A 25,521-nucleotide genomic window follows, 5' to 3' on the forward strand; every position below is an offset into this window, starting at 1 on the left:
GCTGGCACCGCGCCCATTGCCAGGGCCGCCGCCATCGCCACCCCGGCAGGCGACGACGATGGAATCCGTCCCCACCGCGCCCGCCATATTCACCTGCCCGCCAAAGCCCTGCCCGCCGGCGCCGCCGGCATTGGCGAAATTCGCGGCAGTCCCGCCATTGCCGCCGGTGCCGCCGCCCGCGGAGATGAAACCGCCGAAATTCGAAGCGCCGCCGCTGCCGCCATTGCCATACGCACCAGGTGCCGCCCCCCCAGCCCCGACCGTCACCGGAATCGCCTGGCCCGGCGTCAGCCCGGAAATGATCCCCGTCACCTGCGCCCCGGCGCCACCGCCGCCACTGGGCATGGTGCTGTGATAGCCGCCCGCCCCACCGCCGCCGATCGCGCTCACCTTCACCACGCTCACCCCGTTCGGCACCACAAACGTGCCAGACCCGGTAAAGACCTGCTGATTGGCGAACCCCGGCCGCAAAGCGGGCAATTTGTAGGATAGAAACGGCGCCTGCGGCAGCAGCGCGATGCTCGCCGCCGTCACCGCAATCTGCCCGTAATTCACCGTCACCACATAAAGCCCCACCCAGCCGGCATCCACCGCCGGCGTGGCTTGCGTGCCAGACGAAGCCGCCGCCCCCGGCTTCACCTGCAGCTGCACGCGCTGCACCCGCATCGTATTCTGCGCGGTGCCGGAATTGGCCGGGCCGGAATAAGGCTGGGTCGGGTTGGCGGCGTTCACATAGGGCAGCACCACCGGGTCGGCATCGCTCTCCGCGAACGCCGCCTCGATCAGATAATTGATCGATTGCCCGGAGGAATTCGGCGCCGCCAGCGGGAAACTCGTCGCCTGCAGATTGATCCCGGTTTTGACGATCTGATCGGTCAGATCCGCCGCCAGGGACCCGTAGGAGGTGGCATCCACGCTGGAGAGCTGGGTGATGCTGCCCGCCCCCACCACCACCGCGAGCGAGGCCGGGACGGTCGGCGTGCAGGCCAGCCCATCCACCACCGTGCCGGTGCCCAGCGTCGCGGCGCTCAGCGCCGCCAGGCCCACCATGGCATTGCGATTGGTGGAGAGAATATCACTATCGAGCGGAATACTGCCGGGATAGACGATGTTGCGATCCATGAATGAGCCTTCAGTTGGTGAGCCGCGTCCAGGCAATGCTGGATGTCGGAATGAAGCCGGCGATCGTCTGATAAATCTCCGCGTCGCTGACATTGCCGGCCAGCTCAGCCGCGGAACTATACGCCATCGGCGCCACGCCATAGCCGCCGGGGCCGATGCCGTAGCCGCCAGCATGGCTGGCCGGCAGGGCGTTCGGCCGGTAGGCGGTCAACAGAAACTGGTAGGGCATCGCCAGGCTGCCATAGCCGCCCGCGCTGTTGTAACCGGCATTGAGATTATAGCCGCCGGTGTCACCCGGGTTACGCGGCTCAAAAATCACTGGCGTACGCCCGGTCAGCACCGTCAATGCCGTGCTCAGCGCGGCCCTGGTCGCGCGCGGCGCCAGCAGCGCTGCGCGCAGCCGGGTGCTGAACGCCGCATCCGCCTCACCCGGCCGGCGCGGCAGGGCCGCACCCAGATAATCCTGCCCCGCGATGTCCAGAAACACCCCGCTCGCGGTGGCGATGCGCAGCTGTGCGCGCGCCTGCTGCAAAAGCGTGTAGATATTCGCCCAGCCTTGCCCCAGCCCGTTCAGCAGCGCGGCGAGATTGGGCGCCTCATCGGCAAACCAGCCGGTCGGCAGCAGCTGCGCAAGACGGGCGGCCATATCGGACACATCGCCGATCATCTCATGCCACCGCAATCACGCCGGCGCGCACCGCCCCGAACCTGCCGGGGATGAGATCCGCGGTGCCGCCATTCAGCAGCAATCCGGAAATATTGTTGATGGCGCTGGATGCATCATAAACCAGCTGCGCCAGTCTTGTGTAGCTCAAGGTCCCACCCACCGGCAGCGCCGCGATATAACCCGCCAGCGCCGCCGCCACGGCGGCCACCGCCACCGGATGGTCGGCCAGGCTGTCCGTGCTCAAACTCAGCGAGATATCGGCCCGCGTCACCACCGGCCCCTGCACGGCGAAGCTCGTGCCCACCGGGCGCACCTGCTCCACCGCCTGCTGCACCGTCGCCAGCAGGCTGGCCGGCGGCGCCCCGGTGCCATCATCCACCGTCACCACGAAAAACCCCATCTGGGGGGCGCCGGTCTGGTCGAGATTCTCCGCAATCGCGTAGCTCAAACCCTGCATGATGCCGGCAATGGCGCTCGCGATCGACGCCGTCGTCGCCTTCGACAATCCCGCCAGATACATGCCGAAGCGCTGCTTGAACGCGGCATCGCTTTCCGCATCGAGCCCGCCGGTCAAGGCATTCGGGTTGCTCACGACATCCACCCCGGCAATCGCCGCACTCAACAAAGATATTGCCCCGGCCTGAACATTTCCCGCCTGCCCGGCGATGGCGGCCACCACCGTCACGCTCACCGCGGCAATATTCGCCGCCAGCACATAGCCGCCCAGCGCGGCGCTGTAGGCCGGATTGCTGCTGTCCGCGACGATGATGAAACTCTGCTGATTATTCGCCGTGCCGACACTCGCCCCCACCGGGATCAACGCCTGCAGGCTGGGGGTGAAACGCGACATCACCACAACCCCGCTGGCCGCCACCGCCGGCAGCCGCGCAAACCCGAAATCCGCGCCGAAACTGTCGCAATCCACGCCGGCACTGGTCGCCAGCCGGGTCGCGCTCAGCGTCTGCACGATCAGCCATTGCATCCACAGCGCCAGCGCCGCATTGGCCTCCAGAATCGCCCGCAGCACGGAGCCGACCGTCAGATCCAGCAAGCTCGCCGCGGCCCCCTGAACAGACGCCGCCATCCCCTCCACCAGCGTGGAGAAATTCTGCAACGATAATCGCATGTCCGTCCTATATGGAAAATGAAAGCGATGCGGTCTGCCCGGTCGCGGCATCGACATATGAAACCGTGGCATTGACGGTGCCGTCATCGGCCATGCTCATCGAAACCGTTGGCGGCGGGGACTGCATCACCTGCGGCTCGCGCTGCATCTGCGCGCGCACCAGCCCGGCCATCAGGCTCAACGCCGCCGGCTGGCCGATAAACTGCCCCAGCCCCGCCCCATAACCAAGCTGCCAGATATAATCGCCGGGATTGGTCAGCAGCCTGCGCAAAACCCGCTGCTGCACCAGCGCCTGATCATCAAGCGTCGCCAGATCGCCCGAGGCGCTCACCATCAAATCGCCGCCAAACTGCAAGGCCAGATCAGCCATCACACAATCTCCGTCGGTAGCCCGGTCATGCCGTTCGGCGCCTGATGTTGGTGCCCGTCATAGGCATTGCGCAACGCGGCCAACGTGCCATGCGCGCCGCCCTGGTCAGACACATCGCCGCTGACGACAAGATTGCCCTGCACCTTCACCGTCGGCGCCTGCAGCAGAATGCTACCGTCATTGGAAAGCTTCACCACGCTGCCGCTTTGGTGCAGCAGCCATAATTCGCCAGCCGGCGCGCCGGTGGCCTTGTCCTGCGCGGACCAGACTGCGCCAGCCACCACGCCCTGCTCCGCATCGCCCTCCTGCGCCAGCACCAGCACCTGCGTGCCCGGCGGCAAGGGAGCCGCCAGCCCCCAGCCATTGCCCACCCAGCAGGACATCACCGGCAGCCAGCCGCTCAAAACATTCTCAGGCTGGATCAGCACTTTCGCCGCATAGGCCACCGGGTCGAAGCTCGCGACCAGCCCGAAGCGCAGCGTCCCCGCCATGCCGTCCAGCCCCCCCGCATGGGCCTTGATCAGATTCCGCAGCTGGTCCATTCACGCCACCCCGTAGGCTTTGAGGCTCTGCACAAACCCGTCCCTGTCATTCAACCGCCATTGCAGAGCGGCCACCTGGTAGCTGCCATCCAACGCCGTCTGCGTGCCGCTCAGCAGCAGCGTATCGCCCACCGCATAGCTGGCGTCACCCGGCATCCGTCCCAGCAAAAGCTGCGCGTGGCGCTGGACATTCTGCAAATAGGCGCTGGCATACTCCCCCGCCTGCTGGGTGGTCAGGTTCGGGCGCACCAGATTGGTCGCCTTGCCGCTCCCCGCCGCTTGCGTCACCACCTTCTTGTCCCGGCAATTCCAGGACCGCACCGTGACACTGGCGGGCAACGCCGTGATCAGATCCACCTCCAGCCCCAGAAAATTCCGTGCCGTCACCATCCGCGTTGTCCCATCGAGCATCGGGCCGAAATTCAGCGTGCCGTTCACCACCGAAACCGCGAACCCTGCCACCTCCGCCAGGCCGCACAGAAGCGACCATTGCGTGCTCGCCCGCGCCCCCACCGTCAACGCGCTGCGGGCATGGTCGATCTGATAATACTGGCCGATCAGCGTCTGCGTCGGCGTCACATTCGCCGCCAGGCCATGCGCCTGCGCCACCGCCAGCGCCACATCGCTGGCCGTCTGATTGACAAAGCTCTGGGAAATCTCTGTATCGATCAGCAGCGCCGTCTCATCGCGCCCCTGCAACACCGCCACCCCACGCGCCAGATCGAACCGGACCGTCTCAACCAATCCCGATAAAAGCGGCGCAAACCCGAACCCGTCCGCGCCGATTTCCAGCAGGATCGGCACCGGCGCGCCGCCGTCCATCGCCAGCGGCAACAGAGAGGCCGCACTGGCCGCGCAGACCAGCCGGTAGCGCCCGGCCTGGTACAACCCGGCCGCCTCCACCTCCAGCTCGACCACCCCACCCAGCTCAACCCCGCCCAGGCTCACCCGCGCGCGCGGCTGCTCAACCGGCAATGCCGCCTCCGGCCGATGGGTTGCGTTCCGGGATCACCAAGGTCGTCACCCCGCGCAGCACCGGATCGCTGATCTGGTTGGCCTGCGCGATGCGGATCCATTGTGTCGCATCCTGCAGATATTGCGCGGCGATGGCGAAGAGATTGCCGCCCGCCACAACGATGACCGTGCGCATCAAACCGCCTCCAGAGCCGAATTCACCACCGCCCGGTTCACATAGCCGGACATCCCCGCCAACCCCGCCAACTGCCCGCTGCGGGCATTGATCTGCGTCAGCGCGTTAACCCCGGCGACAATCGTCGCCGCCCCCGCCAGGGCCGCGCCAGCCGCCCCCAGAGCGGTTCCAGCATTGCCCATCGCCCCGGCGATCCCGGCTTGCGCCGCCGCCAAAGCCGCCAGGCTCGTCCCCGCCAACACCTGCCCCGCCTGTCCGGAAAATCCCGTGGCGGCCGCGATGTCATTGCCAATCAGCGTCGCCACCGGCAGCGCCGCCGCCACATCCGCCAGCGGGTCGCTCACGACCACACAGCTCAGCGCAAACGGAATCAGATTCGGCCGGCGATATTCCGCCACGAAGCTGCTGATGATGACCAGATAATAAAACCCGCCCCACACCAGCGGCATCTCGCTGCCCTGCGCCCGGGCAATATCCAAAAGCTGCGCCCGGGCGGCGGCATCCTGGCCGGAGAATATGCCGGAGAATGAAATCTCCCCATCATCCAGCCCCAGCGCGCCAACCACCCGCCCGCCGCCGATGATATTCTGCACCGCCAGGCGCTGCCGGCCGCCGAAGCGGATCTTCTCCGGCACTTCCATGTCGCGAAACGCGACATTGCCCAAAGAGAGCACGACATCACTCATCCCCGCCCTCCTGCCTCCTCATCACGCCAGCGCAGCGCCGTCCAGTCGAAGCGATGCCCCTCCAGCGTGCCCATCGTCACGATGAAGGCCAGCCGGTCCGCCTCATCCAGCCCGAACGCGATCTCGAACGGCACCCCGCAGCGCACCAGATACAAACAATCCGTCAGCCCAGGGTGCCGGCTCAGTTTCCCGCCGCGGCCGCCAGATCAGCCGGCTCAGCCGCAAGCAGCGCCTCGCCCACGGCGGCCACACCCTCCTCATCCAGCCGCTCCAGCGCCGCCTCGATGCCCGCCTCGCTGCCCGGAAACGGCAGCGGCACGCCATCCACGCAGGAGACGGCAGCGGCAATCCGCGCCAGCCCGATATAAGCCCGGTTCTCGGAAAGCTCCGGCCCCAAAACCTTATAAAGCCGCAGCTGCTCCAACACGCCCATCCGCCGCAGCTCGATCACCCGGCCCTTCGCATCCGTCACGCTCTGCGCCATCACACCTTGGTCCGGCTGGAGGCGAAGAAATCCAAACGCTGCGTCACCGTCGCATCGCCCTTGTACAACCCGGCGGAGGCCAGCTTGAACACGGCATTGTTGAACTGGTAGGTCGAGGTCGAGCCATCCGGCTCATTCACATATTGGTAGAGCGTGCCACCATTGATGCTCTGCCCGTTCAGGTAGGCCGCCTCGATCTGCGCGATGAAATCATCGGCGGCGGAGGAGCCACGATCCAGCATGAAGCTGCCATTCCAGCCCTTCGGCAGCTCCGCCCCCAGCTGCACCCCATCCAGCCGGTCCACCCGCAAGGGCAGCGTCACCTGGCTCGCCTCAAAGCCGGTGACATGCGAGAGATCGACCCGCCCGAACGGCCCCATCACCACAATCTGGCAGTCGCTGCCAACGGAAAATGTGTTAAACGGCATGTCTCATCCCTCTCTTCAGGCCGAAACCGGCACGGTCTGCACGCTCACCTGCACCGTCTGCCCGCCCTGCACATTCACGATGAATTTCTCGTTGATCGCCTGGTACTGCACCTGCACATCCGCCTGCACATAGCCCAACGCCGTGCGGCTCTGCGGATTGTTGCTCACATCGCAGATCACCGCGAAGGGCGTGCTGCCATCGGTGCTGCCCAGCATCCCCTGCTGCAATAGCCCATTCAGAAACGCCAGCAGTGTGGCGCGGATTTTCTGAAACAGCGTGCTGTTCACCAGCTGCCCGACATACCCGCCCATGCCCGCCTGCAAGGTCGCGGCGATATAATTGGTCAGCCGCGTATAATTATCCCCGTTCACCGCCGCACTGGAGGAGGAATTATGCCCGCCGCGCACCCCCCAATAGGCCCCGCCCGGCTGCGGATTGGCAATCACGTCAATCCCCGCACTCAGCAGCGCGGCGAGATCCGCGCTGGCATAGGTCGTCGCCGTCGCACTCCCCGGCTGCCCGGATTTCTGCGAGCCCACCACCCCATAAAGCGGCTTGTTCAGCGAGGATTGTTCCGGCGACAGATTGGCCAGCCGCCCCGCCACAAACCCTTGCGGCGAAACCAGCCGGGTCACCGCATTGGCCTGGTCGAACCAGTAAATCCAGTCGCCAAACATCATCTTCGCGGCATAGGAATCCACTCCTGCCTCGCCCTTCACCAGCACCGCATTCGCGATCGTATCGCCCGCCGGCCCGGTCAGGATCATATAGACGCTTTCGGACAGGCCGAATTCCATCTGCACGCTCCATTGCGTGGGATCATCGGTATCCGCCAGCAGCGCGATGGCACAGCCCTGGCCGCGCAGCGCATACATGCCCAAACGCGGCGCGGTGTCAGAGCCCACCAGCGTCGCCGCGGTCACGCCATTGGCGCCATCGCTGCCCGGCGTGCCGCCGGCGAACGGGTAGCTGCCGGCCGTCGGCGTCGCCTGCACGGATTGCGTGCTCGCCACCACCAGCTGCGAGGGCCCGCGCAGCACGCCATTGCCGCTATTCACCGCATTCGCCAGATTTTGCCAGAATTGCGCGCCGCTGCCGGTGAGGTTGTCGAACACCTCCGGGCTCTGCCCCGGCAGCGCCACCGTCAGCCGCCAGCTATTGGCGGCGGACCCAGCCGAGAGCGTCAGGGTCAGCTGATTGCCCGTGCTGCCAGTATGCACGGCGGTAAAGGTGATCGCCCCCAGCACGCTCAGGCTGGCGGCGGTATCAGTGCCGTCGCTTACCCGCACGCAGCGGAAATTCGCCGCGCCTTGCTGCACGGCGGTCGCCACCTGGGTGCCCATATCATGCTTGCGCGCCATCACCGGTCCGAAGGCGGCGGCATAATCACTCATGCTGCCAATCACCGTCGGCTCGCCCACCGGGCCCCAGCTCGCCGTGCCCACCACGCCGAGCATATCCGTCGGCACGCCATTCAACAGCAGAGATTGCGGCGGCACGATCTGCACATAGAGATCCGGCACCACCAGAGCGGTGGTATTGATCGCCCCTTGCTGAACAATCGGCATCGCTTACGCCCCCTTCGCCAACACGCGCACCACCGAGGCCGCATTGCCGCCGCCCAGCACCTTCAGCACGGTCGCGGCATCCGTAATCAGATCGCCCCGTTTGAACGTGCCAAACGGCTTCAACACCACCAGATGAAAATTCATGTCTGCCTCAGCTTTGATAAGTTCCCAGCACAACCGTGTTGACGGTGGCCGCCATGGTTCCGAACAGCATCGCTGGATCCTGCTGCGCCAGCGTGGTCGGGTATTCGAGCGCATAGACCAGGTCGCGCCGGTAGAGTGCGGCATTGCCGCCATTGTCGCTGCTCAGCGTATTGGCGAATTTGATCCGCGCCGAAGACCCATCCGCGAGCGCCACAAACTCATCCGCCATCAGCGCCGCATCCAGAACCGGCGCCAGCGCATCGCGCAGGGCAGGGGAGGGGCACCACATCGCCACCCTGATCTCCTGGATCTGCCGGCGGATTTCCTGCAGCGCCCCGGCGCCAGCCACCACCCGTGCGACAAACCTCGCCGCCTGCGGCACGCTGATCATGCTGCCGGCATAATTCACAATCCAGCCGCCCTGGCGCAGCAGCGCCGCGAGATTGCTCGCCACCGTCTGCGCATTGTCATTCGCCTGCACCGCGTAGGCATAGCTCTGCCCGTCCACCAGCACGCCGGCCAGCAGGCCGGTCGAGCAGCTGCCGGCAAAGCTGGCACTCACCCCGCTCACCGCCGCACTCAAGCTGCCGCTTGCCGGGCTCAGCGCCTGCCAGATGCGCGGATAGCGCGTGGTGATCTTCGCCGGCGTCTCGGTGGCGCTCACACTCACATGCGCCATGCCCTGCGCCAGATCCGCGTCCAGCACCGGCGAAAGCGGCCAGCCCCGATAAATCTTGCAGTCCACGCCTAGAACACTCGGAACCGCCGTGCCGCTGGGATACACCGCATTCGCGGCAATCCCCGCCAGCGCCGCCTCCACATCCGCCAGATCCGCCATCAGCGCACCGCCTGTACGCAGGAGAGCCGCCAGATGCCGCCAACCGCCTCGATGCCGGTCAGCGCATAACGCTCGCCCCGCTCATTGATCAAAATATCCGCCACCTGCGGCACCACCTTGTCCACAGCCGGCAGCAGCGCCACAAATCCTGGCACCCTGCCATCATCAGGCAGCCCATCCCGCGTGCGGTCGCCCAGCCCGCCGGCCAGCAGGCTGGCGGGAAAGCCGGTGAATAGCGGCGTCTCGGTGGCCACCTGCACAGCGCCATAGCCCGTCAGGCCCGGCTGCGTCTGCCCGCCCGGCCGCACCAGGGCCAGGAGCCCATTACCCATCACCACCAGCATCGGCTTTGGCGGCTCGATGCTGGCGATGAAGCAAACCCCCTCCGGCCCGGCCAGGTAATCCCCCACCCGCAGATAGGACCAATCCGCCCAGGCCTGGCGAAACGGCACGCCAAACCCGCTCGGCTCGCCGACACTGCCCGCCTGGGTCACAAACGCCACGCAGAGCCGCATGAAGCGGTTTTCCAGCGCCAGCGGCGCCACCGGCCCGGCCGGGCGAAACGCGTCATGCAGAAAGCCCACACGCCGCGCCGCCAGCCCCGCCCCGTAGGCCAGCCGGTCCGCCAGCCGCACCCCGTCCATCTCAAACCACCAGGGTCACGCCGGCCTGCGCCAGCGCCGGGCCGGGCGGCACGCCCAGAAACCCGCACAGCCGGCGCCGCCAGCCATCGAACAGATTGGTGCGGTCGCGCAGCTCATCGGCATTATGCGTCCAGGCCGCCGCACTCTCCGTATCCAGATTCTCAGAGGTCGGCGGGATCGCCGCCTCCAGCGTCGCCAGGGTGGAGAGATATTGCAGGCACACCGCCACCTCCGCCGGGGCCAGATTATTCATCCGGTATTCCAGCGTGCCGTAGGCCTGAAAGAACCGCCAGGAGTTGAACCCCGCCGCCCCGGCGCCATAGGCCGGATAGCCGCAAAAACGCCTGAGATCAGCCTTCTGCGCATCGCTGAAGCCGGTAGGCAGGGTGCCGCTCATCAGTAGGTATCCCCATCGCCAAGGGTGAAATAGACCGTGCCGGTGCCACTGCTCAGCAGCACCGCCGCGTTGGTCACGAAAGGCCCCGCATCCACCAGCATCCTTGCCCCGGCGGGCACCGGCGTATCGCTGCCGCTGGCGGAAAGCCCCGAGGCCCCGCCCAGCCGGAAGAAGGCGGTGGCGGCACTGGCATTATAAACCAGCACCGCCTGGCCGCCGCCCGCCAGCGCCACATTCACCGCGCTGGTGGAGGCACTGGCCGCGACGGTCCCGGCCGGGCGGAAAGGTTGGGTTGCACCGCTTGCCATGGCGCCGCCCCCTCAGCCCACATGCTCGAGCATCACCGCGCGCTTGAAATTCGCATTGGTGGCGGTGGGCACGGTGGTCGGCGTGGTGGTGGTGTCGGACGGCGCACAGAAGCCGCCAATCCAGTACCAGCTCTGCGCGATGATCTGCTGCAGCCGGTCGATCGGCTCGCGCGTCACCATCGCCACCCCGTCAATCACCTGCACCAGGCTGTCCTTCGGCGCCACATCATCGGCCGCCATCCCGGCGAAATCCCCCTCGATCAGCGCGCCCTGCCCACACACGATCGGCCGGCGCACATTCAGCCCGGTAATGCTCGGATGCGCCTGCACATAGGCCTCGGTGGTGGTGATGAAGCGCAGGCCCAGGAAGTCGCTCACCATCCCCTGCTGGAACACCGCGTTGGAGGAGGTCGCGCCCTGGAAGAGCTGCTTGAAATCCGCATCCGCGAAGAGCTGCCGGGCGGAAACCGGATCCAGATAGCAATTATAAACCCCATCCACCGTCGGCACCGCATTGCGCCGCAACAGCGCCACCGCGTCCAGCAGATTGGCCATCGCCAGCGTATCGGTCGCCTGCAGCGCGGCAGTGGTCAGCCGGCTGGCCGGACGCACGATGCGGCTGGCCGTCGCCGCCTGCACCGCATTGCCGGCCGCGCCATCCGCCACGCTCACATTGGTCGCGAAGGTCAGCTGCCCGGAAATCCCGTTCGGCGCACCCGATACATTGGTCGCATCCGCCACCACCCCCACCAGCGTGTAGAGATCCGCCCCCACCGTCACCGCCAACGGATTGCTGGCCGAAACCGCCTGCTGCACCCCGTTGACGAACACGCTCTGGAAACCGCGAATATCATCCACCTCGATGCTCGGCCCCGCCGCCCCCAGCGTGGTCAGCACCCTGGTATTGCCGCCGAAATAGGGGGCGAACAGCGCATTGCGCGCCAGCTCATCCAGGCTGCGCGCCGCCTGCTCGCCATTGGTCGCGGCATTCTGCAGAAACTGCGAGGCGATGCCGACGCGCGAGGTGACCATGTTCAGGTCCTGCGTCGCCGCATAGAAATTCAGCGAAATCGTATATTGCTCCACCCCCCAATTGCTGGAGGTGAGCCCGTTATCCAGATTGGTATTGTTCGCCGCCGCCAGCGGCGTGGTCACGCTCGGCTTCAACCCCGCCCGGGTCTTGGTCAGCGTCTCGCCAATCCCCACCGCGAACTCCTCGCGATCGGCGATCATGCGATAGCCCAGCCTGGATTTCAGCGCGGTCTCAAACTCGCGCTCCAGAAACCCCTGCTGAATGATCGGCTGCAGCGCAGCCGGGAAATTCTGAATCCCCATTGCCTCGTAAATCTCCAGATTTCAGACGTGAACCACCAAGCCCGCCGCGCAACGCGCGACGAGGCAACGATCAAAAATAACTCTGCGTTAGAAATTTCCTGAAAAATCATAAAAGTTTTTTGGTGCCGCTTTTTTTCAAAAAAGCGGCGAAAAACCTTCGGGTGGTGGCAGCAACGTCGCCACCCCCGAACCGTCGTGGGGACTTTTTGAAAAAACTCCCCACACCCCCAAAAACTTCTGATAATTTTCCAGCTATCTGTTGGAAACAGACAGTCTCTATAGAAAAAGCCGCTATCGCCGCCGCAGCAACGCCGCGCGCGCGCTCAGCCACTCCTCGCGGCTCATCTCATTGGCATGGCGCTGGCGCGGCGGCTCCGGCCGCGGCGGGCTTGCCGCCGCCGAGGAGGATTTCCCCGCCCCGAACAGCCACGGCTTCGCCCGCTTCAGATCCGCCAGCAAAGCCGGGGCATCCTCCACCCCGCCCGCCTCATTCATCCGCAAACTCTCAGGGTCGATCAGCTTCAGCCCGTCCAGATCGATCATCCCCGCCCGGATCGCCTCCGCCTTCAACTCCGCCTGCACCACCCTGGCCCTGGCCGTTTCCTCCGCCCGGGCCAGCGCCGCCTCCGCCGCCTCCGCCCGCTGCCGCCAGGCGGCACTCTCATTCACATCATCGCTCATGGCTCACCCTGCTCGATCGCATCCAGCTCCGCCTCGACATCATTCACCTGATGGCTCGCCGCCACGCTGCGCACCCCGGTCTCGCGCGACATCTGCCCCGCCCCCACCAAGGTCGCCACCGCCTGCGCCTCCTTCAGCCGGTCATCGGCCGAAAGCGGATACCAGCGCGGCCAGCGCAAACTCAGCCGCTGCGTGTCATCCAGCACCCCAACCGGCGCGCCGCGCACGGTCAACGCAAACAGGCTGGACGCCTTCACCACCATCCGCGCCAACGCCAGAATCCCGCCATCGCCATAAGAAATCCGCAGATTATCAGCGAGCCAGATCAGCCCCTGATTCATCATCTCCAGCGCCCGGCCGGATTGCGGCACCGCCAGCTTCTCGGCACTCGCCCGGTTGCCATGCACGCTCTCCAGCGCGAATTCCCGCAGCGTACGCACATAGGCAATCACCGCCTCCGCCGCGGTGCCGCCAATCTCCAGCAGCTTGGCATCGCCCTTCTCGGACACCACCAAGGCATTGCCCGCACCTTTCACGATCTCACTGTCGCAGGTCGCCGGCTCCTTGATCAGCAATGTCGGATCGGAGCTGTATTTCAACCCTCGCCCCGCCTGCGAAAGCTGGTAGTCAATCTCGATATTGGTCTCGATCGCGGCGCGAAACGTGCAGGCCCCATCAACGCCTTCACCGCCCGGCAGATTGCGCACCCACACCACCGGCACAAACCCCAGCCCATGCACAACGCTGCGCAGCTCATCCTTCACCGGCTTCGCCAACGGATCATCGACAGGGCAGGGCAGATACCAAATCTCCTCCTGCGTATCCCACACCCGCTGAAACCAATAGAGCCCTTGCGGATCGACGCCCTCATAGCCCTGCGCCAGCAAATCCGCGCCGCTCACCTTGTAGCGCTCGCTCACCCGCGAAAGCTCATCCGGCACATCCGCCCGCCAGACCGGCGTCAGATACAGGCTCTCCAGCACGGAAAAAAACACCCGCCCGCCCAGCACCCGGAACAGCAGCGCCACCGAGCCCACCGCCCCGCGCAGTGCGGCGTCGATCATCACCTCATTCAGCCGCGCCTCGGCGAACAGATCCGCCAGCACCCGCCCCAACGCCGCATCCGGCGCCTCGATGGTCGGGAAATGCCCCGCGCTGAACAGCAACGCCACGGAATCCTCCACCACCACCCGGCACAGCCCGTAGCGCACCGAGGGCCGGCGCAACCGCAGCGGAATATATTCCCCGGCGCCATTGCGCTCCTCGTGAAACTGGTAGGGCAGATCGTCATAAAGCGTGCCATCCAGAACCCGTTTCAGCGCCTGCAGCCGCGCCACGCGCGCCGGCAGCCCCGCATCCACCGGCATGGTGCTGCAAATCATATCGAACATGAAGCGTGCAAACCTTCCGTTATCGGCTGAGCAACGGCACATTCAGCCGCCTGGCCGGCGGCGGCACCAAAATTGCCAAACTATTCACCGCCCGCGACAGCGCATCGATCTGATCATCATGCCCGCCATGCGGAAACTCCCGCATCTCCGCCAGAAACGCGTCATTCCAGCCGCCAGCCACCAAAGCCAGATTCCCCGCATCCACCTGCGTTGCCGCCGGCATCGCCCGCACCAGCTTGGCCTCGCGCTCAGGGCTGGAAAGTATCCGAAACCCCACCAGCCCGCGCGAGAGCAGCGCAATCTGCGCCGCCCCCGCCTGGCCGGGATCCTGCGGCAAGGAAATCACCGTATTCGCGCCATCCAGCCTGGCTGTCTCCTTGATCGCGGCCTCCACCTCGGCCGGCGAGCCCTGCAGGCGGCGCACATCCAGCACCACCAGCCGGTCCTCCTCGGTCAGCCCCAGCTTCAGCCCCACCGTATAATCCGGCCGCCGTCCCAGCCCGGCACTCGTCGCCGCCAGATCCCAGGCCCGCACGCACAGCCGTACCTCAGGTGCTGCCGCCAGCCGGGCAATGCCGGACACCCTGAACAGCCCCGCATTCTTCGCCTGCGGCGCCTGCTGATACATCGCCGCGAAGGCGCGCTCGCCCGCCTCCGCGCGCCGGCGCGCCAGCGCATCCGCATTCAACAGCTCCGGCCACAAGGCCTCGCCAGGCGCGCGCCCCAGCGGATCATCCGCCTCCGCCAAGGCCGGCAGCCGCAAACTGCGCCACCCCGTCTCGGTCGCCTGCAACCGCCCGGCCAGATCATCCTCATGCCAGCGCGTCATGATCAGCACGATCCGCCCGCCCGGCTTCAGCCGCGCCGTCAGCTCGGCCCGGTACCAATCATACAGCATGTCCCGCTGCGCCTGGCTCTCCGCCTCCGCCCAGCTCTTCACAGGATCATCGATGATGATCAGATCCGCCCGCCGCCCGGTAATCGGTCCGCGCACCCCGGCGGAGAAATATTCCTGGCCCCCCGCCAGGGAAAATCGCGAGGCGGCCTTCGCCGCCCTGGCCATCTCCACCCCCAGCGCCTCGCCGTGCCGGGTCAGCACCGCCTTCACCCGCGCCCCGAAATAATGCGCGAGCGAGGCGGTATGCGCCGCCGCGATCACCTGCGCGTTTTTCCGCCGCGCCAGAAACCAGGCCGGGAACAACACGGAACCATAAGTGGATTTCGCCGCCCCCGGCGGCATCTGCACCATCAGCCGGTCGCATCTGCCATCCGCCACATCCTGCAAATGGCCGATCAGCCATTCATGATGCTTCGCCGGCCTCTGCTCCAGCTCCTCCATCGCACGCCGCGCGAAGCCCAGAAACCCCGCCGCCTCGCTCTGCTGTTCGATGAAGGCCCCGCTTTGTTTCGGATAACCAGTCTATAAACATTTCTAGTCCAAAACGGGGCGCATGGGCAATAACGAAATAACGCAATGTTAGAAAAATTATTTAAGCCAGCGCGCCGCGATGATCCCGATCCCCTGGCCATGCCAACGCTGGATGGATTTATGGTCCGCCCCCAGCATCTCTCCCAGCCGCCGCCAGGGATAGAGATGCCGCCCGGTCAGCGGATGCACCAATGCCCGCGCACCGACAATTCTGCGGATCACATATTTCCCCTCGGGAATGAAAGCGAGCCAGGAAAATGCTTCATCCATCCGGCCCATCGCCGCCGCGTCCGGGGCCGGGGCACGCAGGCGCGGGGTCTGCCAGCCATAGGCATCCAGTGCGGTATGCACCACCTCCAGCCGGGTCGTGCGCAGCCCGGTGGAATAGCCCCGCCCCGGCATCGCCAGCACCGTCGCCCCGGCCTCTTCCAACCGCGCGATGATCTCACCTTCCGTCATCATGGCTATCCCCCTCCGGATAGGGCGCATCGGTCAGCAATCCCCAGGTTAACGGATGGCCCGCGCGCAAGGGCGGACGGTTGGGGTCATCCAACCCTTCTTCATCGCGGTTGCGAGGCATTTGCGGTGGCCGCGGCGGCAACGCCGCACGCAGCCGCCGGCCTCGCTCAATCACCGTATTGCGTGACAATCCCAGTATTTTCCCAATCGAAGCCCAGGTCGCGCCCTGTCCGCGCATCTCGCAAATCACCTGGTCGGCCTCGGGTTTCCACAGTCTCGGCAATGGCATCCCGTCCTCCTCTGGTCGTTGCGTATTGTTATTAGCTCTAACTTTTTATGTCAAGAAATACTAACATTGAGTTTGGGCGTCATCCTGTTAGAATGTTTACATGCCAGCAAAGAAGCAGCTTCCCGCTGAGACAGTCGGGGCACGGATCAGGGCGTTGCGTCTCGCCGCCAACATGACTCAAGATGAATTCGCCGCGAAACTGAACGTCTCCCGCTCGGCCATCGCCCAGTGGGAGACCGACCGCGCCGGGCAAATTCGAGAAAATATGGAGAAAATCGCGAAGGTGCTCAACACCTCGCTGGGCTATCTGGTCTCCGGTGAAACCGGCTCCCTGGTCGGGGACGAGCTGGCCCTGATGCGCCTCTACCGCGCCTGCTCGGCCGAGGACCGACGCATGTTGCTGCTCACCGCGCGCCGGCTGGCACGCAGCTGAGCTTTCCGATTTGTGTCAAATCGGTACAGTTTAAGACGGCGCTGGAACGCTCAGCCTTCGCCCGGCCGCAACAACCGCAACTCGCGGTAGACGCCACTCTCCCGGGAAAAATTCCGGTTGTAGTAAGGATCAAACGGTAAAACGTTTTCATAGCGCTGACGCATCACTTCATTTTCGAACATGAACCGCGCCAGCTTGGCTTGATCAAAATCATCACCGCGGCTGATGCTTTCCCGATGCTCCGCGACTGAATCCGGCATGAAGATGATTTTCAGTTTCGCCTGCCGCAGCTTCACGCACAGATCCACATCGTTGAACGCCACGGAAAGCTCGCGCTCATCGAACCCGCCCACCTGCAGGAACGCGCTCTTGCGCACTAACATGCAGGCCGCCGTCACCGCCGAAACCTCCTGCGCCGTTATGGCATGCGCAATATAGCCGGGCGCCTCGCCGCCCAGCCCGCGAAACGCATGGTCGGCCACACCGCCAACCCCCAGCACCACGCCGGCATGTTGCACCGTCCCGTCAGGATAAAGCAATTTCGCGCCCACCGCGCCCACCGCCTCATCCGCCAACGCCTCATCCAGCATCCGCCGCAGCCAGCGCGGCTCCTGCACAAACACATCGTTATTCAGGAACAGCAGGAACGGATATTTCGCCGCCGCCACGCCGATATTATTGATCCGCGAATAGTTGAACGGCTCGGCGATCCGCAGCACCCGCGTGCCTTCGATATTCGCCTGCTCCGCCGCGAATTCCGCCGCCTCCGGGCTGGTCGACCAGTTATCCAGCAAGAGAATTTCGTAGCTCACACCCTTGGTATGCGCCCGGATCGCCTCCACGCATTCGCGTGTCATCTCGACATGGTCGCGATACGGAATCAGGATCGACACACCCTGCGTCTTCACCTGCGCGGCGGGGAATTTCCAATCCACCTGATAGCAGGTCAGCCCGCCGCGCGGGCTCACCTTCGCCGGCAGGCCGCGCCGCTCCAGATGCGCCGCCACCGCCGTCGCCCCGGCCATCGCCGCCTTCGGCTTCGCCCCGGTCCCGGCAGCCGCCGTGGAGCTTGCGGTCTTGCGCCAATGATAGAGAATTTCCGGCACGTGATGAATTTCATCAGGCGTCAGCGCCTCGACCAGTCGCAACAGCAGATCATGGTCCTGCGCCCCGTCCAAAGCCGCATCCAACCCACCCGCCGCGCGCAGGGTTTTCGCCTCCACCAGCACCAGATGGCAGATATAATTCACCTCCAGCAGGAAGCGATGATTGAAATCCGGCTTGAAATGCGGCTCGCTGAACGCCCCGCCGCGCTCCACCTTGTCCTCATCGGAATAAAGCAGCTTCGCCCCGCTCGCCGCCTGCGCCAGCAGCATGATCTCCAGCGCGCCGGGCTCCAGCAGATCATCATGGTCGAAAAACGCGATGAAATCGCCCTTCGCCGCCTTCAGCCCGTCATTGGTCGCGCGCGCGATGCCGCCATTCTTCTTGCGCTCGATCAGCCTGATCCGCGCATCCGCCGCCGCCAGATCCTTCATCACCGCGCTCAGCGTTTTGTCCCCGCCGGCATCGTCGATCAGCAGCAGCTCCCAATTCTCATGGGTCTGCGCCTTCACGCTATCCACCGCCGCCAGGAAATCGCCCACCCCCGGCCGGTAAACCGGGCAGATCACCGAAATTTTCACCCCGGAGACATCCCGCACCCCGTAGGTGGCGCGGGCGCGGGGCAGGGCGAGCGGCCGGCTCTCCAGCGCCCAGCGCGGATAATCCGCGAGCAGATAACGCTCCCGCGGGATCGCCGCCTTCAGCTCCTTCTTCAGATGATAGGCGAAGCTGAACAACTCATCCGTGCGCTGGATCAGCTGCTCGATCTTCTCGCGCGCATTATCGCCAGGGAAAGAGATCTCCAGCGGGCTGCCGGTCAGCTCCTCGCGCTCCGGCAGAGCGAAGAATTTCAAACTCACCTGCTCGCGCCGGCGCAGTTCCGGCGGCGGCGCGAAGGCGAAGCCGCAGGCCGCATCGCTGCCCACCGCCTGCGCCACATCGCCCCGGAACTGGTCCGCCAGCAGCTCGGCAATCGGCTGGCCCTCATGCGTCACCAGCACCCGCACCCCGCCCAGCTTGGTGCCGGCCTCGTCATCCACCCGCAGCGCCCAGCCCTGGATCAGCCCGTCCACCATGCCATCCACCGTGGCCAGCAGCCGCACCGGCTTGGTCAGCACGAAGCTATATTCCTCCACCGCGCCGCCGGCGCGCGTGCTCACCGGCAGCAGCGCCCCGTCCAGCGTCACAAAGCGAATGCGATGCCGCACCCCGTCCCAATAGCGCTCCGGAATGTCATAGGTGAACCCAATCCGGCTATTCGCCTGGTTCACCAGCCGCGCATCGTCACGATGCATATCGCAGGCCATCACATCCTCGATCGCATCATCGATCATCACCCGCAGCTTCAGGCTCTCCGTCGGCCGCTCGAAATCCACCGCCCAGCCTTCCAGCCTTGATGTCTCGATCACATCCAGAAAACAAAGCAGCTGACGCTCAGGGCGAACCGCCGGAGCCTTCACGATCTTGCGCGCCATTCGTCTCACCCTGCCTTCGCGATTTCGTCCAGCAGCGCCTGCGTGGTCAGCTGCCGGCAATAGCCCTTATTGTTGAACAGCGCGCTGTCATGCCGTGCCTGGGTCTGGGTCGCCACCGCATCCACCGGCAGGCTGACCAGATAGCCGAGATCGCACGCATCCCGCACGGCGGAATCCACGCATTGGTCGGTCAGCGCGCCGGTGATGATCAGCTGGCTCTTGCCCATATTGCGCAGCAGATAATGGATGTGGGTCGAAATGAATACCGAGGACGAGCCCTTCGCCAGCACGATCTCATCGCCGCGCGGCGCCAGCGCCTCGATCACCTGCGCATTCCAGCTCTGATGATGGCAGAAAAACCCGGTAATCTTGTAATCCAGGCTGAGATCGCGCCCATCGCGGGTCAGCGCCGCCATCACCGTATAGATCACCTCGATCCCCGCCGCGCGGCTGGCCGCGATCAGCCTCTGCATGTTGGGGATCGCTCGCGCCCGCATCTCCTTGAAGAAAAAGCCGTATTTCGCTTCCTTCTCGGCCGGGTCGATGCCGGCATATTCGCCGCCATCCTCCATGATGTAATTCTGCGCGTCGATCACCAGCAGCGCGGTCTGGGCGGGCACCACCGGCACATCACGGCTCAGGCCAAAATCCTTCATGCCAGCGCCTCCAACGCCAAGGGTAAAAGCCGCGCCAGCCGCGCCGCCCATTCAACCTGCCCGGCCTCATCGGCGATCAGATCCTGCCTGATCTCGATCTCCAGATAATCCAGCCCATTCCCCTCGGCATGCACCGGCACGCCGTAATCGCTCTCATCGCTCACCCGGTAAGGCGCATTCTCCCCCACCACCAGCCCGCCCTCGTCCCGCAGCAGCGAAGCCAGCGCCTTGGAGAGCCGGGGATTGCGGTTATACAAAACCGCCACCTGCATCGGCCGCGCCTGGTCCAGATAGACCGGGGTGAAACTATGCATCGCCACATAAACCGTGCGCGGCCGCACCGCGATCATACGGCCGATCGCGCCATGATACGGGTCGAAAATCGCCACCCGCCGCGCCGCCCGGCCGGCCTCGTCCAGCCCGATATTCCCCGGAATGGGCGTCGCCTCGCTGATTTCGGGACAGGCGCTGGCCCAATGCGGCTGCCGGTTGCAATCGATCACCAGCCGCGAATAAGCCTGCAAAATCGCGGTGGCATCCAGCGCCGCGCTTAAGCGCCTGGTCACCCCGGCAATGCCGATATCCCAGGCGATATGCCGCTCCATATCCTCTGGCCCCACCCCCAGATCCCCCAGCGCGCGCGGGATGGCGCGTCCGGCATGGTCGGCGGTCAGCAGAAACGGGCTCGCCCCGTCGGGGCGCAAAATCTCGTAAACCGGCGGCTCATCCGCCTGCAGCAGCTCCATCAAAGCCCCTCCACCGGGTCATAGTCCAGCCATTCCCCGTTCGCGACGGAGCGCCCGGTCAGCGCCAGCAGAAACCCCCAATGGCTCACCAGCAAGGTGCTGGCATGGTCCTCGCGCGCCGCCATCGCCGCCCGGAAGGCCCGGGCGCGCTCCTCTGTCGCCGCCTCGCTTTCGGTCTCCTCATGCCACCAGCGCGCCGGCAGATGCCCGAACTCATGGTGGGGAAAGCGCGTCGCCAGCAGGGCAGGGGGGGAGCCGATATCGCACACGAAGGCGGTGCGCTCGCGCACCTCATGCAGCACTTCGGCGGTCACCCCCGGCAGCGCCAGAAACGGCTCCGCCGTCTGCAGCGCCCGCGTATAAGGCGAGACGATCACCCGCGTGATCCCGGCGCCCTGCAACGCCTGCGCCGCCGCGCGGGCCTGCTGATGCCCCAGCTCGGTCAGCTCCGGATCCTCGATCCCTGGGTCGCGCTTGGTCGCGGTGAAATGCAGATTGAAATAGCTTTGCCCATGGCGGAGCAGGAACATGAAACTTCCTTCAAATTTGCCCGGCTTGCCGGGATGGCCCATTGCAACATATGTCTGCCCCCACGCCAACAGGCGCCGCGCCTTGCGCACCGCAACCGGTTGCGCCAGTCTGACCGATCAAGTCTGGTTATGAATAGAGGATGACAGTGGCCGATAACGCACTCCAATCGCTCGGCGGGTATCCCGTCGCCCTGGTGATCTTCGCGGGCATCGCGATCTTCCTCGTGCTGCGGCTGCGCGCCGTGCTCGGCAAGCGCGTCGGCTTCGAGAAACCGCAATCGCCCCCGCCCGGCCGCGCCGCCGCCCCGGTGATCGACGGCCAGGCCCTGCCGGCGCAAACCGGGCGCGACGTGCCGGACCCGCGCTCCGAGCTCGGCCAGCGCCTGATGCAGATCGTCAATAACGACCCGCAATTCGACCCGCCGCACTTCATCACCCAGGCCGAGGCCGCCTTCCGCGCCATCGTCACCGGCTTCGCCAATGGCGACCGCGCGGCGCTGCAGGCGCTGCTCACCCCGCACGTGTACGAGACCTTCGCCGCCGCCATCGCCGCGCGCGAGGCAGCCGGGGAGCGCCAGCGCACCGAAATCAAATCCATCCCCTCGATCAGCATCGAGGACGCGCAGCTCAGCGGCGATCTCGCGGTGGTGGTGGTGCGCTTCATCTCCGCCCAGACCAACGAGAAGCTGGACCAGAACGGCACCCCCATCCCTGGCAGCGCCGAAACCGGCGATGTGAGCGATCTCTGGACCTTCGAACGGCATTTGCGCGGGCCGGATAAAAACTGGCGCCTGGCCGCGGCCCGCAGCGCGTAACATGAAACTCCGCCGCGCCCTCGCCCTCATCTTCGCCAGCGCCAGCGCCCTGGCCCTCAGCGCCTGTGCGATCCCCCAGCAGCAAGCCGAAACCGGCCCCGACGCCGCCCCCGGCCACATCGTGGCGCTGGCCAGCCTGCCCGGCTGGCAGCAGGATAACCAGGCCGCCGCCCTGGCCAGCTTCGTCATCAGCTGCAAGCAGCTGGCGCTGATGCCGCCGGACAGCGCCCTGGGCGGCACCGGCCTGGCGCAGGAGCGCGCCGGCCAGGCCGGGCTCTGGCAGCCCGCCTGCAATGCCGCCAAGGATGTTCCCCCTGGCGACCTCACCGCCGCCCGCGCCTTCTTCACCACCTGGTTCCAGGCCTATGAAATCCCCGGCCAGGGGCTCATCACCGGCTATTTCGAGCCGGAATTCCCCGGCTCCAAGAACCAGCGCCCCGGCTATAACGTGCCGCTCTACGCGAAGCCGCCCGTCGCCGCCCTGGCCAACCTGACCCGCACCGAGATCGATGACGGCGCGCTCACCCGCAAGGCGCCGGTCACCGCCTATGTCACCAACCCGGTCGATGCCTTCATGCTGCAGATCCAGGGCTCCGGCCGCATCCTGCTGCCCGATGGCCGCATCCTGCGCGTCGGCTTCGATGGCCAGAACGGCCAGCCCTACACCCCGATCGGCCGCGTCCTGGTGCAGATGGGCGCGCTGAAACCCGACGATGTCAGCTACCAGACCATCTCCGCCTGGCTGAAATCCCACCCTGCCCAGGCGCGCGAGGTGATGGAACAGAACCAGCGCTACGTCTTCATGCGCCCGCTCGGCAGCCTGCCGGCAAATGAGGGCGCGCCCGGTGCGCTCGGCGTGCCGCTCACCGCCGGCCGCTCGGTGGCGGTGGATAAATCCGCCCTGCCGCTCGGCGCCCCGCTCTTCATCGCCACCACCGACCCGGTCACCGGCCGCGCGATGGACCAGCTCGCCATCATCCAGGACACTGGCGGCGGCATTCACGGCCCGGACCGCGCCGATATCTTCTTCGGCGCCGGCGCCGATGCCGAGCAGATCGCCGGCTCCATGCGCCAGGCCGGGACACTCTATCTGCTGCTGCCCAAGCCCCAGCAAGCCGGATGACCCGCCCCGCGCCGGCCGTTTTCCCAGGGCCGCGCGGCCGCCGCCCGCCCGGCTTGTTCAGCGCCAGCCAACCGGCTACAGGCTGCACAATGCCGACAGGGACAATCTGAATGACTTCCAGCGCAACCTCTTCCGGCGGCGTACCGGAAAAACTCAAGATGTCCGCGCTGATCGGCGTGCTTGGCGTCGTCTATGGCGATATCGGCACCAGCCCGCTCTACGCCCTGCAGTCCTGCATCGCCTATTTCAAGGGCCCGCATCTGCAGGCGGTGGACGTGCTGGGGGTGCTCTCGCTGATCACCTGGGCGCTGATCCTCACCGTCACCCTGAAATATGTCACCTTCATCATGCGCGCCGATAATAACGGCGAAGGCGGCACCCTCTCCTTGATGGCCCTGGCCAGCCGCGTCGCCCGCAGCGAGCGCACCCGTGCCGCCGCCGGCATCATCGGCATCGTCGGCGCCGGGCTGTTCTTCGGCGACGGCGTGATCACCCCGGCCATCTCCATCCTCTCCGCGGTGGAAGGCATCGAGGTCGTCGCCCCGTCGATGAGCGAGGCCGTGCTGCCCATCGCCATCGCCGTCATCGCCGGGCTGTTCCTGGTGCAGCGCCACGGCACCGCCATGGTCGGCCGCGCCTTCGGGCCGGTGATGGTGCTCTGGTTCCTCTGCCTCGGCCTGCTCGGGCTGTTCCAGCTGGTCCAGCATCCTGACGTGCTGGTCGCCCTCAACCCCTGGTTCGGCGCCAGCTTCATCATCCGGCACGACAAAATCGCCTTCCTCACCCTGGGCGCCGTCGTCCTGGCCGTCACCGGGGCGGAGGCGCTCTACGCCGATATGAGCCATTTCGGCCGCCGCCCCATCCGCATCTCCTGGATGTTCTTCGTGCTGCCCTGCCTGATCCTGAATTATTACGGCCAGGGCGCGCTGGTGATCACCCACCCCGACACCGCCGACAACCCCTTCTACAAGCTCGCTCCGCACGCGCTGCAGGTGCCGCTGATCGTGCTCGCCACGCTCGCCACCGTCATCGCCAGCCAGGCCGTCATCACCGGCGCCTTCTCGGTCTCGCGCATGTGCGTGCAGCTTGGCCTGCTGCCGCGCATGGAGGTCCGCCACACCAATGAGAGCGAGCAGGGGCAGATCTACGTGCCCCAGATCAACACCATCCTCGCCATCGGCGTGCTGCTGCTGGTGCTCACCTTCCGCTCCTCGGAGGCCCTGGCCTCGGCCTACGGCATCGCCGTCACCGGCACCTTCCTGTGCGACAACACCCTGGCCGCTTTCGTCTATCGCCGCCAGTTCGGCTGGTCGCGCCTGGCCACCATCCTGGTCTTCGGCGCCATCGGCATTGTCGATTTCGCCTTCTTCGCCGCCAATTCCCTGAAAATCTTCGAAGGCGGCTGGGTGCCGCTGGCCATCGGCCTGTCCATCATCCTGATCATGACCACCTGGCGGCGCGGCCGCAGCCTGATCATGGCCCGCTGGATGCAGGACAGCCTGCCGCTCGCCACCTTCCTCAACCGGCTGCCGCAATCGCGCATCGTCCGCGTCCCCGGCACCGCCGTGTTCATGACCGGCAATCTCGACTACGTGCCCAACGCCCTGCTGCATAACCTCAAACATAACAAGGTGCTGCACGAGCAGGTCTTCTTCGTCACCGTCCGCAATCTGGACGTTCCCCAGGCCGACCCCGGCGGGCGCGTCCATCTCGATGAAGCCTCACCGGGCATCTACAAAGTGACCCTCTATTACGGCTTCATGGAAAGCCCGAACGTGCCCCGCGCTTTGGAAAGCCTGACCGGCCAGGGCATCGAGTTCAAAGCCATGCAGACCAGCTATTTCCTCGGCCGCGAAACCGTGGTCCCGGCCTCGGTGCCGAAACTGCGCTTCATCCGCCGCTGGCTGTTTTTGTTCATGGCCCGCAACGCCGTCACCGCCACGGAATTCTTCCGTATTCCGTCGGACCGGGTGGTGGAGCTGGGTGTGCGCATCGCCGTGTAAGACCACCTAATAAGTTTTCACATACCCGCCTCAGCGGCTCCAATATCGTTCGCTGCTGAGGCAATAGCTGGTCAGCTTCACATGGTTTATGCATCCCGCATTGGGATCGAAAGCTGCTCGCGCTTCAAAAACAGACGAAAGTTAACTGACTCAAAAAGTCGCAACTGACTCATTTTTGTGCTTGCGGGAACGCGCGCCAATATGTTGGAGTCTAATTGACGACGTGAGAGTCGAGTCGGGGGACTCAACTCTCACAATCCGCTTGCGTTAGAACCGCCTGCGGATTTTACACTCAGTGCGTGAGAGAAAGTTTTCTCCAATGGGTTTAGAAAGTCAAGGCGGTTCATGTAGTTCGATAAAGGATTATTACATGGACGATTTGGTTCAGCCGGATTTATTTCCACGAGAGCCTAGCAAAAAGCTGACTGAAAAAGACGTGCTTGAGATCAAGAAACGTCTTCAAAAGAAAGAGTTCCAACATCGGATAGCTGCTGACTACGACGTAAATCCAGGTCGTATTTCTGAGATTAATACTGGAAAAACCTGGAGCCATATCAAGCCTAACGCGTAGCCTTTA

At 65.3% G+C, this 25,521-nt stretch carries 32 protein-coding genes; 5 read left to right on the forward strand and 27 right to left on the reverse strand.

Annotated elements, in window-relative coordinates; translation table 11 throughout:
- From MXAZACID_RS12340 to MXAZACID_RS18345, 23 genes are all read right to left on the reverse strand, one after another.
- A partial coding sequence (locus MXAZACID_RS12340) for a glycine-rich domain-containing protein (protein ID WP_008494721.1) occupies positions 1 to 1,122 on the reverse strand: 1,122 nt, incomplete at its 3' end.
- 10 nt (positions 1,123 to 1,132) lie between these two features.
- Positions 1,133 to 1,768 (reverse strand): hypothetical protein, encoded by a 636-nt coding sequence (locus tag MXAZACID_RS12345; protein ID WP_240376665.1) that lies wholly within the window; start codon positions 1,766 to 1,768, stop codon positions 1,133 to 1,135.
- A 22-nt stretch (positions 1,769 to 1,790) separates the two neighbouring features.
- Positions 1,791 to 2,915, reverse strand: coding sequence for a baseplate J/gp47 family protein (locus MXAZACID_RS12350; RefSeq protein WP_039885360.1), 1,125 nt, complete (start codon positions 2,913 to 2,915; stop codon positions 1,791 to 1,793).
- A gap of 7 nt (positions 2,916 to 2,922) precedes the next feature.
- Positions 2,923 to 3,285 carry a hypothetical protein gene (locus MXAZACID_RS12355; RefSeq protein ID WP_008494725.1) on the reverse strand — a complete coding sequence of 121 codons (363 nt, stop codon included), beginning with the start codon at positions 3,283 to 3,285 and terminating at the stop codon, positions 2,923 to 2,925.
- On the reverse strand, positions 3,285 to 3,827 hold the full coding sequence (locus MXAZACID_RS12360; protein WP_008494726.1) for a phage baseplate assembly protein V: 543 nt from the start codon (positions 3,825 to 3,827) through the stop codon (positions 3,285 to 3,287). Before MXAZACID_RS12360 ends, MXAZACID_RS12355 begins: the two co-directional genes overlap by 1 nt.
- Positions 3,828 to 4,802 carry a hypothetical protein gene (locus MXAZACID_RS12365; protein WP_008494727.1) on the reverse strand — a complete coding sequence of 325 codons (975 nt, stop codon included), beginning with the start codon at positions 4,800 to 4,802 and terminating at the stop codon, positions 3,828 to 3,830. It abuts the gene before it with no gap.
- The gene (locus MXAZACID_RS12370) at positions 4,792 to 4,977 is read right to left on the reverse strand and encodes a LysM peptidoglycan-binding domain-containing protein (RefSeq protein ID WP_026438911.1); all 186 of its coding nucleotides are present in this window, start codon (positions 4,975 to 4,977) and stop codon (positions 4,792 to 4,794) included. The genes MXAZACID_RS12365 and MXAZACID_RS12370 overlap by 11 nt, the downstream gene beginning before the upstream one ends.
- A complete protein-coding gene (locus MXAZACID_RS12375) occupies positions 4,977 to 5,663 on the reverse strand; it encodes a hypothetical protein (RefSeq protein ID WP_039885361.1) in 687 nt (228 codons plus the stop codon). Before MXAZACID_RS12375 ends, MXAZACID_RS12370 begins: the two co-directional genes overlap by 1 nt.
- Positions 5,660 to 5,818: a hypothetical protein gene (locus MXAZACID_RS19390; protein ID WP_008494728.1), complete on the reverse strand. Its 159-nt coding sequence runs from the start codon at positions 5,816 to 5,818 to the stop codon at positions 5,660 to 5,662. Before MXAZACID_RS19390 ends, MXAZACID_RS12375 begins: the two co-directional genes overlap by 4 nt.
- Before the next feature lie 26 nt (positions 5,819 to 5,844).
- A complete protein-coding gene (locus MXAZACID_RS12380; RefSeq protein WP_008494729.1) occupies positions 5,845 to 6,147 on the reverse strand; it encodes a hypothetical protein in 303 nt (100 codons plus the stop codon).
- The gene (locus MXAZACID_RS12385) at positions 6,147 to 6,575 is read right to left on the reverse strand and encodes a hypothetical protein (protein WP_008494730.1); all 429 of its coding nucleotides are present in this window, start codon (positions 6,573 to 6,575) and stop codon (positions 6,147 to 6,149) included. Before MXAZACID_RS12385 ends, MXAZACID_RS12380 begins: the two co-directional genes overlap by 1 nt.
- A 15-nt stretch (positions 6,576 to 6,590) precedes the next feature.
- A complete protein-coding gene (locus MXAZACID_RS12390) occupies positions 6,591 to 8,144 on the reverse strand; it encodes a tail protein (RefSeq protein ID WP_008494731.1) in 1,554 nt (517 codons plus the stop codon).
- 3 nt (positions 8,145 to 8,147) lie between these two features.
- Complete coding sequence (locus MXAZACID_RS19395; protein ID WP_008494732.1) at positions 8,148 to 8,288, reverse strand: hypothetical protein; 141 nt, start codon at positions 8,286 to 8,288, stop codon at positions 8,148 to 8,150.
- Positions 8,289 to 8,295: 7 nt separating this feature from the next.
- Positions 8,296 to 9,126, reverse strand: coding sequence for a hypothetical protein (locus tag MXAZACID_RS12395; protein WP_008494733.1), 831 nt, complete (start codon positions 9,124 to 9,126; stop codon positions 8,296 to 8,298).
- Positions 9,126 to 9,770, reverse strand: a complete 645-nt coding sequence (locus MXAZACID_RS12400; protein WP_008494734.1) for a hypothetical protein — start codon at positions 9,768 to 9,770, stop codon at positions 9,126 to 9,128. The genes MXAZACID_RS12395 and MXAZACID_RS12400 overlap by 1 nt, the downstream gene beginning before the upstream one ends.
- Before the next feature lies 1 nt (position 9,771).
- Entirely contained in the window at positions 9,772 to 10,167 is a 396-nt protein-coding gene (locus MXAZACID_RS12405) for a hypothetical protein (RefSeq protein WP_008494735.1), read from the reverse strand.
- Positions 10,167 to 10,475 (reverse strand): hypothetical protein, encoded by a 309-nt coding sequence (locus tag MXAZACID_RS12410; RefSeq protein ID WP_008494737.1) that lies wholly within the window; start codon positions 10,473 to 10,475, stop codon positions 10,167 to 10,169. Before MXAZACID_RS12410 ends, MXAZACID_RS12405 begins: the two co-directional genes overlap by 1 nt.
- 12 nt (positions 10,476 to 10,487) lie before the next feature.
- Complete coding sequence (locus tag MXAZACID_RS12415; protein ID WP_008494739.1) at positions 10,488 to 11,810, reverse strand: DUF4043 family protein; 1,323 nt, start codon at positions 11,808 to 11,810, stop codon at positions 10,488 to 10,490.
- 291 nt (positions 11,811 to 12,101) lie between these two features.
- Entirely contained in the window at positions 12,102 to 12,491 is a 390-nt protein-coding gene (locus MXAZACID_RS12420; RefSeq protein ID WP_008494740.1) for a hypothetical protein, read from the reverse strand.
- Positions 12,488 to 13,882 (reverse strand): phage portal protein, encoded by a 1,395-nt coding sequence (locus MXAZACID_RS12425; RefSeq protein WP_008494741.1) that lies wholly within the window; start codon positions 13,880 to 13,882, stop codon positions 12,488 to 12,490. Before MXAZACID_RS12425 ends, MXAZACID_RS12420 begins: the two co-directional genes overlap by 4 nt.
- A gap of 19 nt (positions 13,883 to 13,901) precedes the next feature.
- Complete coding sequence (gene terL, locus MXAZACID_RS12430) at positions 13,902 to 15,221, reverse strand: phage terminase large subunit (protein WP_008494742.1); 1,320 nt, start codon at positions 15,219 to 15,221, stop codon at positions 13,902 to 13,904.
- Between the two features lie 147 nt (positions 15,222 to 15,368).
- Positions 15,369 to 15,773, reverse strand: coding sequence for a DUF6362 family protein (locus MXAZACID_RS12435; protein WP_008494743.1), 405 nt, complete (start codon positions 15,771 to 15,773; stop codon positions 15,369 to 15,371).
- Positions 15,757 to 16,059 carry an AsnC family protein gene (locus MXAZACID_RS18345; protein WP_008494744.1) on the reverse strand — a complete coding sequence of 101 codons (303 nt, stop codon included), beginning with the start codon at positions 16,057 to 16,059 and terminating at the stop codon, positions 15,757 to 15,759. The genes MXAZACID_RS12435 and MXAZACID_RS18345 overlap by 17 nt, the downstream gene beginning before the upstream one ends.
- Positions 16,060 to 16,159: 100 nt before the next feature.
- On the opposite strand from MXAZACID_RS18345, the gene MXAZACID_RS12440 reads away from it, so the two are divergent.
- Entirely contained in the window at positions 16,160 to 16,492 is a 333-nt protein-coding gene (locus MXAZACID_RS12440) for a helix-turn-helix domain-containing protein (RefSeq protein WP_026438922.1), read from the forward strand.
- Between the two features lie 50 nt (positions 16,493 to 16,542).
- On the opposite strand, the gene MXAZACID_RS12445 is transcribed toward MXAZACID_RS12440, so the two are convergent.
- The 4 genes from MXAZACID_RS12445 to MXAZACID_RS12460 are packed head-to-tail and all read right to left on the reverse strand — an operon-like array spanning position 16,543 to position 21,003.
- Positions 16,543 to 19,071, reverse strand: coding sequence for a glycosyltransferase family 2 protein (locus MXAZACID_RS12445; protein WP_008494746.1), 2,529 nt, complete (start codon positions 19,069 to 19,071; stop codon positions 16,543 to 16,545).
- Positions 19,072 to 19,076: 5 nt separating this feature from the next.
- Positions 19,077 to 19,727, reverse strand: coding sequence for an isochorismatase family cysteine hydrolase (locus MXAZACID_RS12450; protein WP_008494747.1), 651 nt, complete (start codon positions 19,725 to 19,727; stop codon positions 19,077 to 19,079).
- Positions 19,724 to 20,473, reverse strand: coding sequence for an N-formylglutamate amidohydrolase (locus MXAZACID_RS12455; RefSeq protein ID WP_008494748.1), 750 nt, complete (start codon positions 20,471 to 20,473; stop codon positions 19,724 to 19,726). Before MXAZACID_RS12455 ends, MXAZACID_RS12450 begins: the two co-directional genes overlap by 4 nt.
- The gene (locus MXAZACID_RS12460; protein WP_039885440.1) at positions 20,473 to 21,003 is read right to left on the reverse strand and encodes a histidine phosphatase family protein; all 531 of its coding nucleotides are present in this window, start codon (positions 21,001 to 21,003) and stop codon (positions 20,473 to 20,475) included. Before MXAZACID_RS12460 ends, MXAZACID_RS12455 begins: the two co-directional genes overlap by 1 nt.
- A 140-nt stretch (positions 21,004 to 21,143) precedes the next feature.
- Between MXAZACID_RS12460 and MXAZACID_RS12465 the strand changes: the two genes are divergently transcribed.
- The 4 genes from MXAZACID_RS12465 (at position 21,144) to MXAZACID_RS18800 (ending at position 25,515) form a co-directional block, all read left to right on the forward strand.
- The gene (locus MXAZACID_RS12465; protein WP_051060358.1) at positions 21,144 to 21,818 is read left to right on the forward strand and encodes a Tim44/TimA family putative adaptor protein; all 675 of its coding nucleotides are present in this window, start codon (positions 21,144 to 21,146) and stop codon (positions 21,816 to 21,818) included.
- Between the two features lies 1 nt (position 21,819).
- On the forward strand, positions 21,820 to 22,941 hold the full coding sequence (locus tag MXAZACID_RS12470) for a murein transglycosylase A (protein ID WP_008494751.1): 1,122 nt from the start codon (positions 21,820 to 21,822) through the stop codon (positions 22,939 to 22,941).
- A 110-nt stretch (positions 22,942 to 23,051) separates the two neighbouring features.
- A complete protein-coding gene (locus MXAZACID_RS12475; protein WP_039885363.1) occupies positions 23,052 to 24,944 on the forward strand; it encodes a potassium transporter Kup in 1,893 nt (630 codons plus the stop codon).
- Positions 24,945 to 25,314: 370 nt separating this feature from the next.
- A complete protein-coding gene (locus tag MXAZACID_RS18800) occupies positions 25,315 to 25,515 on the forward strand; it encodes a hypothetical protein (RefSeq protein WP_144052787.1) in 201 nt (66 codons plus the stop codon).
- The last annotated feature ends 6 nt before the right edge of the window (positions 25,516 to 25,521 follow it).

The sequence above is a fragment of the Acidocella sp. MX-AZ02 genome, assembly GCF_000306035.1.
In the GTDB taxonomy this organism is placed as follows: domain Bacteria; phylum Pseudomonadota; class Alphaproteobacteria; order Acetobacterales; family Acetobacteraceae; genus Acidocella; species Acidocella facilis.

Coding starts and splice junctions, on each gene's coding strand:
- MXAZACID_RS12345 (WP_240376665.1), bottom strand. CDS start 1,768: ATGGCCGCCCGTCTTGCGCAGCTGCTGCCGACCGGCTGGTTTGCCGAT.
- MXAZACID_RS12350 (WP_039885360.1), bottom strand. CDS start 2,915: ATGCGATTATCGTTGCAGAATTTCTCCACGCTGGTGGAGGGGATGGCG.
- MXAZACID_RS12355 (WP_008494725.1), bottom strand. CDS start 3,285: ATGGCTGATCTGGCCTTGCAGTTTGGCGGCGATTTGATGGTGAGCGCC.
- MXAZACID_RS12360 (WP_008494726.1), bottom strand. CDS start 3,827: ATGGACCAGCTGCGGAATCTGATCAAGGCCCATGCGGGGGGGCTGGAC.
- MXAZACID_RS12370 (WP_026438911.1), bottom strand. CDS start 4,977: ATGCGCACGGTCATCGTTGTGGCGGGCGGCAATCTCTTCGCCATCGCC.
- MXAZACID_RS12375 (WP_039885361.1), bottom strand. CDS start 5,663: ATGAGTGATGTCGTGCTCTCTTTGGGCAATGTCGCGTTTCGCGACATG.
- MXAZACID_RS12380 (WP_008494729.1), bottom strand. CDS start 6,147: ATGGCGCAGAGCGTGACGGATGCGAAGGGCCGGGTGATCGAGCTGCGG.
- MXAZACID_RS12385 (WP_008494730.1), bottom strand. CDS start 6,575: ATGCCGTTTAACACATTTTCCGTTGGCAGCGACTGCCAGATTGTGGTG.
- MXAZACID_RS12390 (WP_008494731.1), bottom strand. CDS start 8,144: ATGCCGATTGTTCAGCAAGGGGCGATCAATACCACCGCTCTGGTGGTG.
- MXAZACID_RS19395 (WP_008494732.1), bottom strand. CDS start 8,288: ATGAATTTTCATCTGGTGGTGTTGAAGCCGTTTGGCACGTTCAAACGG.
- MXAZACID_RS12395 (WP_008494733.1), bottom strand. CDS start 9,126: ATGGCGGATCTGGCGGATGTGGAGGCGGCGCTGGCGGGGATTGCCGCG.
- MXAZACID_RS12400 (WP_008494734.1), bottom strand. CDS start 9,770: ATGGACGGGGTGCGGCTGGCGGACCGGCTGGCCTACGGGGCGGGGCTG.
- MXAZACID_RS12405 (WP_008494735.1), bottom strand. CDS start 10,167: ATGAGCGGCACCCTGCCTACCGGCTTCAGCGATGCGCAGAAGGCTGAT.
- MXAZACID_RS12410 (WP_008494737.1), bottom strand. CDS start 10,475: ATGGCAAGCGGTGCAACCCAACCTTTCCGCCCGGCCGGGACCGTCGCG.
- MXAZACID_RS12415 (WP_008494739.1), bottom strand. CDS start 11,810: ATGGGGATTCAGAATTTCCCGGCTGCGCTGCAGCCGATCATTCAGCAG.
- MXAZACID_RS12420 (WP_008494740.1), bottom strand. CDS start 12,491: ATGAGCGATGATGTGAATGAGAGTGCCGCCTGGCGGCAGCGGGCGGAG.
- MXAZACID_RS12425 (WP_008494741.1), bottom strand. CDS start 13,882: ATGTTCGATATGATTTGCAGCACCATGCCGGTGGATGCGGGGCTGCCG.
- terL (WP_008494742.1), bottom strand. CDS start 15,221: ATGGAGGAGCTGGAGCAGAGGCCGGCGAAGCATCATGAATGGCTGATC.
- MXAZACID_RS12435 (WP_008494743.1), bottom strand. CDS start 15,773: ATGATGACGGAAGGTGAGATCATCGCGCGGTTGGAAGAGGCCGGGGCG.
- MXAZACID_RS18345 (WP_008494744.1), bottom strand. CDS start 16,059: ATGCCATTGCCGAGACTGTGGAAACCCGAGGCCGACCAGGTGATTTGC.
- MXAZACID_RS12440 (WP_026438922.1), top strand. CDS start 16,160: ATGCCAGCAAAGAAGCAGCTTCCCGCTGAGACAGTCGGGGCACGGATC.
- MXAZACID_RS12445 (WP_008494746.1), bottom strand. CDS start 19,071: ATGGCGCGCAAGATCGTGAAGGCTCCGGCGGTTCGCCCTGAGCGTCAG.
- MXAZACID_RS12450 (WP_008494747.1), bottom strand. CDS start 19,727: ATGAAGGATTTTGGCCTGAGCCGTGATGTGCCGGTGGTGCCCGCCCAG.
- MXAZACID_RS12455 (WP_008494748.1), bottom strand. CDS start 20,473: ATGGAGCTGCTGCAGGCGGATGAGCCGCCGGTTTACGAGATTTTGCGC.
- MXAZACID_RS12460 (WP_039885440.1), bottom strand. CDS start 21,003: ATGTTCCTGCTCCGCCATGGGCAAAGCTATTTCAATCTGCATTTCACC.
- MXAZACID_RS12465 (WP_051060358.1), top strand. CDS start 21,144: ATGACAGTGGCCGATAACGCACTCCAATCGCTCGGCGGGTATCCCGTC.
- MXAZACID_RS12470 (WP_008494751.1), top strand. CDS start 21,820: ATGAAACTCCGCCGCGCCCTCGCCCTCATCTTCGCCAGCGCCAGCGCC.
- MXAZACID_RS12475 (WP_039885363.1), top strand. CDS start 23,052: ATGACTTCCAGCGCAACCTCTTCCGGCGGCGTACCGGAAAAACTCAAG.
- MXAZACID_RS18800 (WP_144052787.1), top strand. CDS start 25,315: ATGGACGATTTGGTTCAGCCGGATTTATTTCCACGAGAGCCTAGCAAA.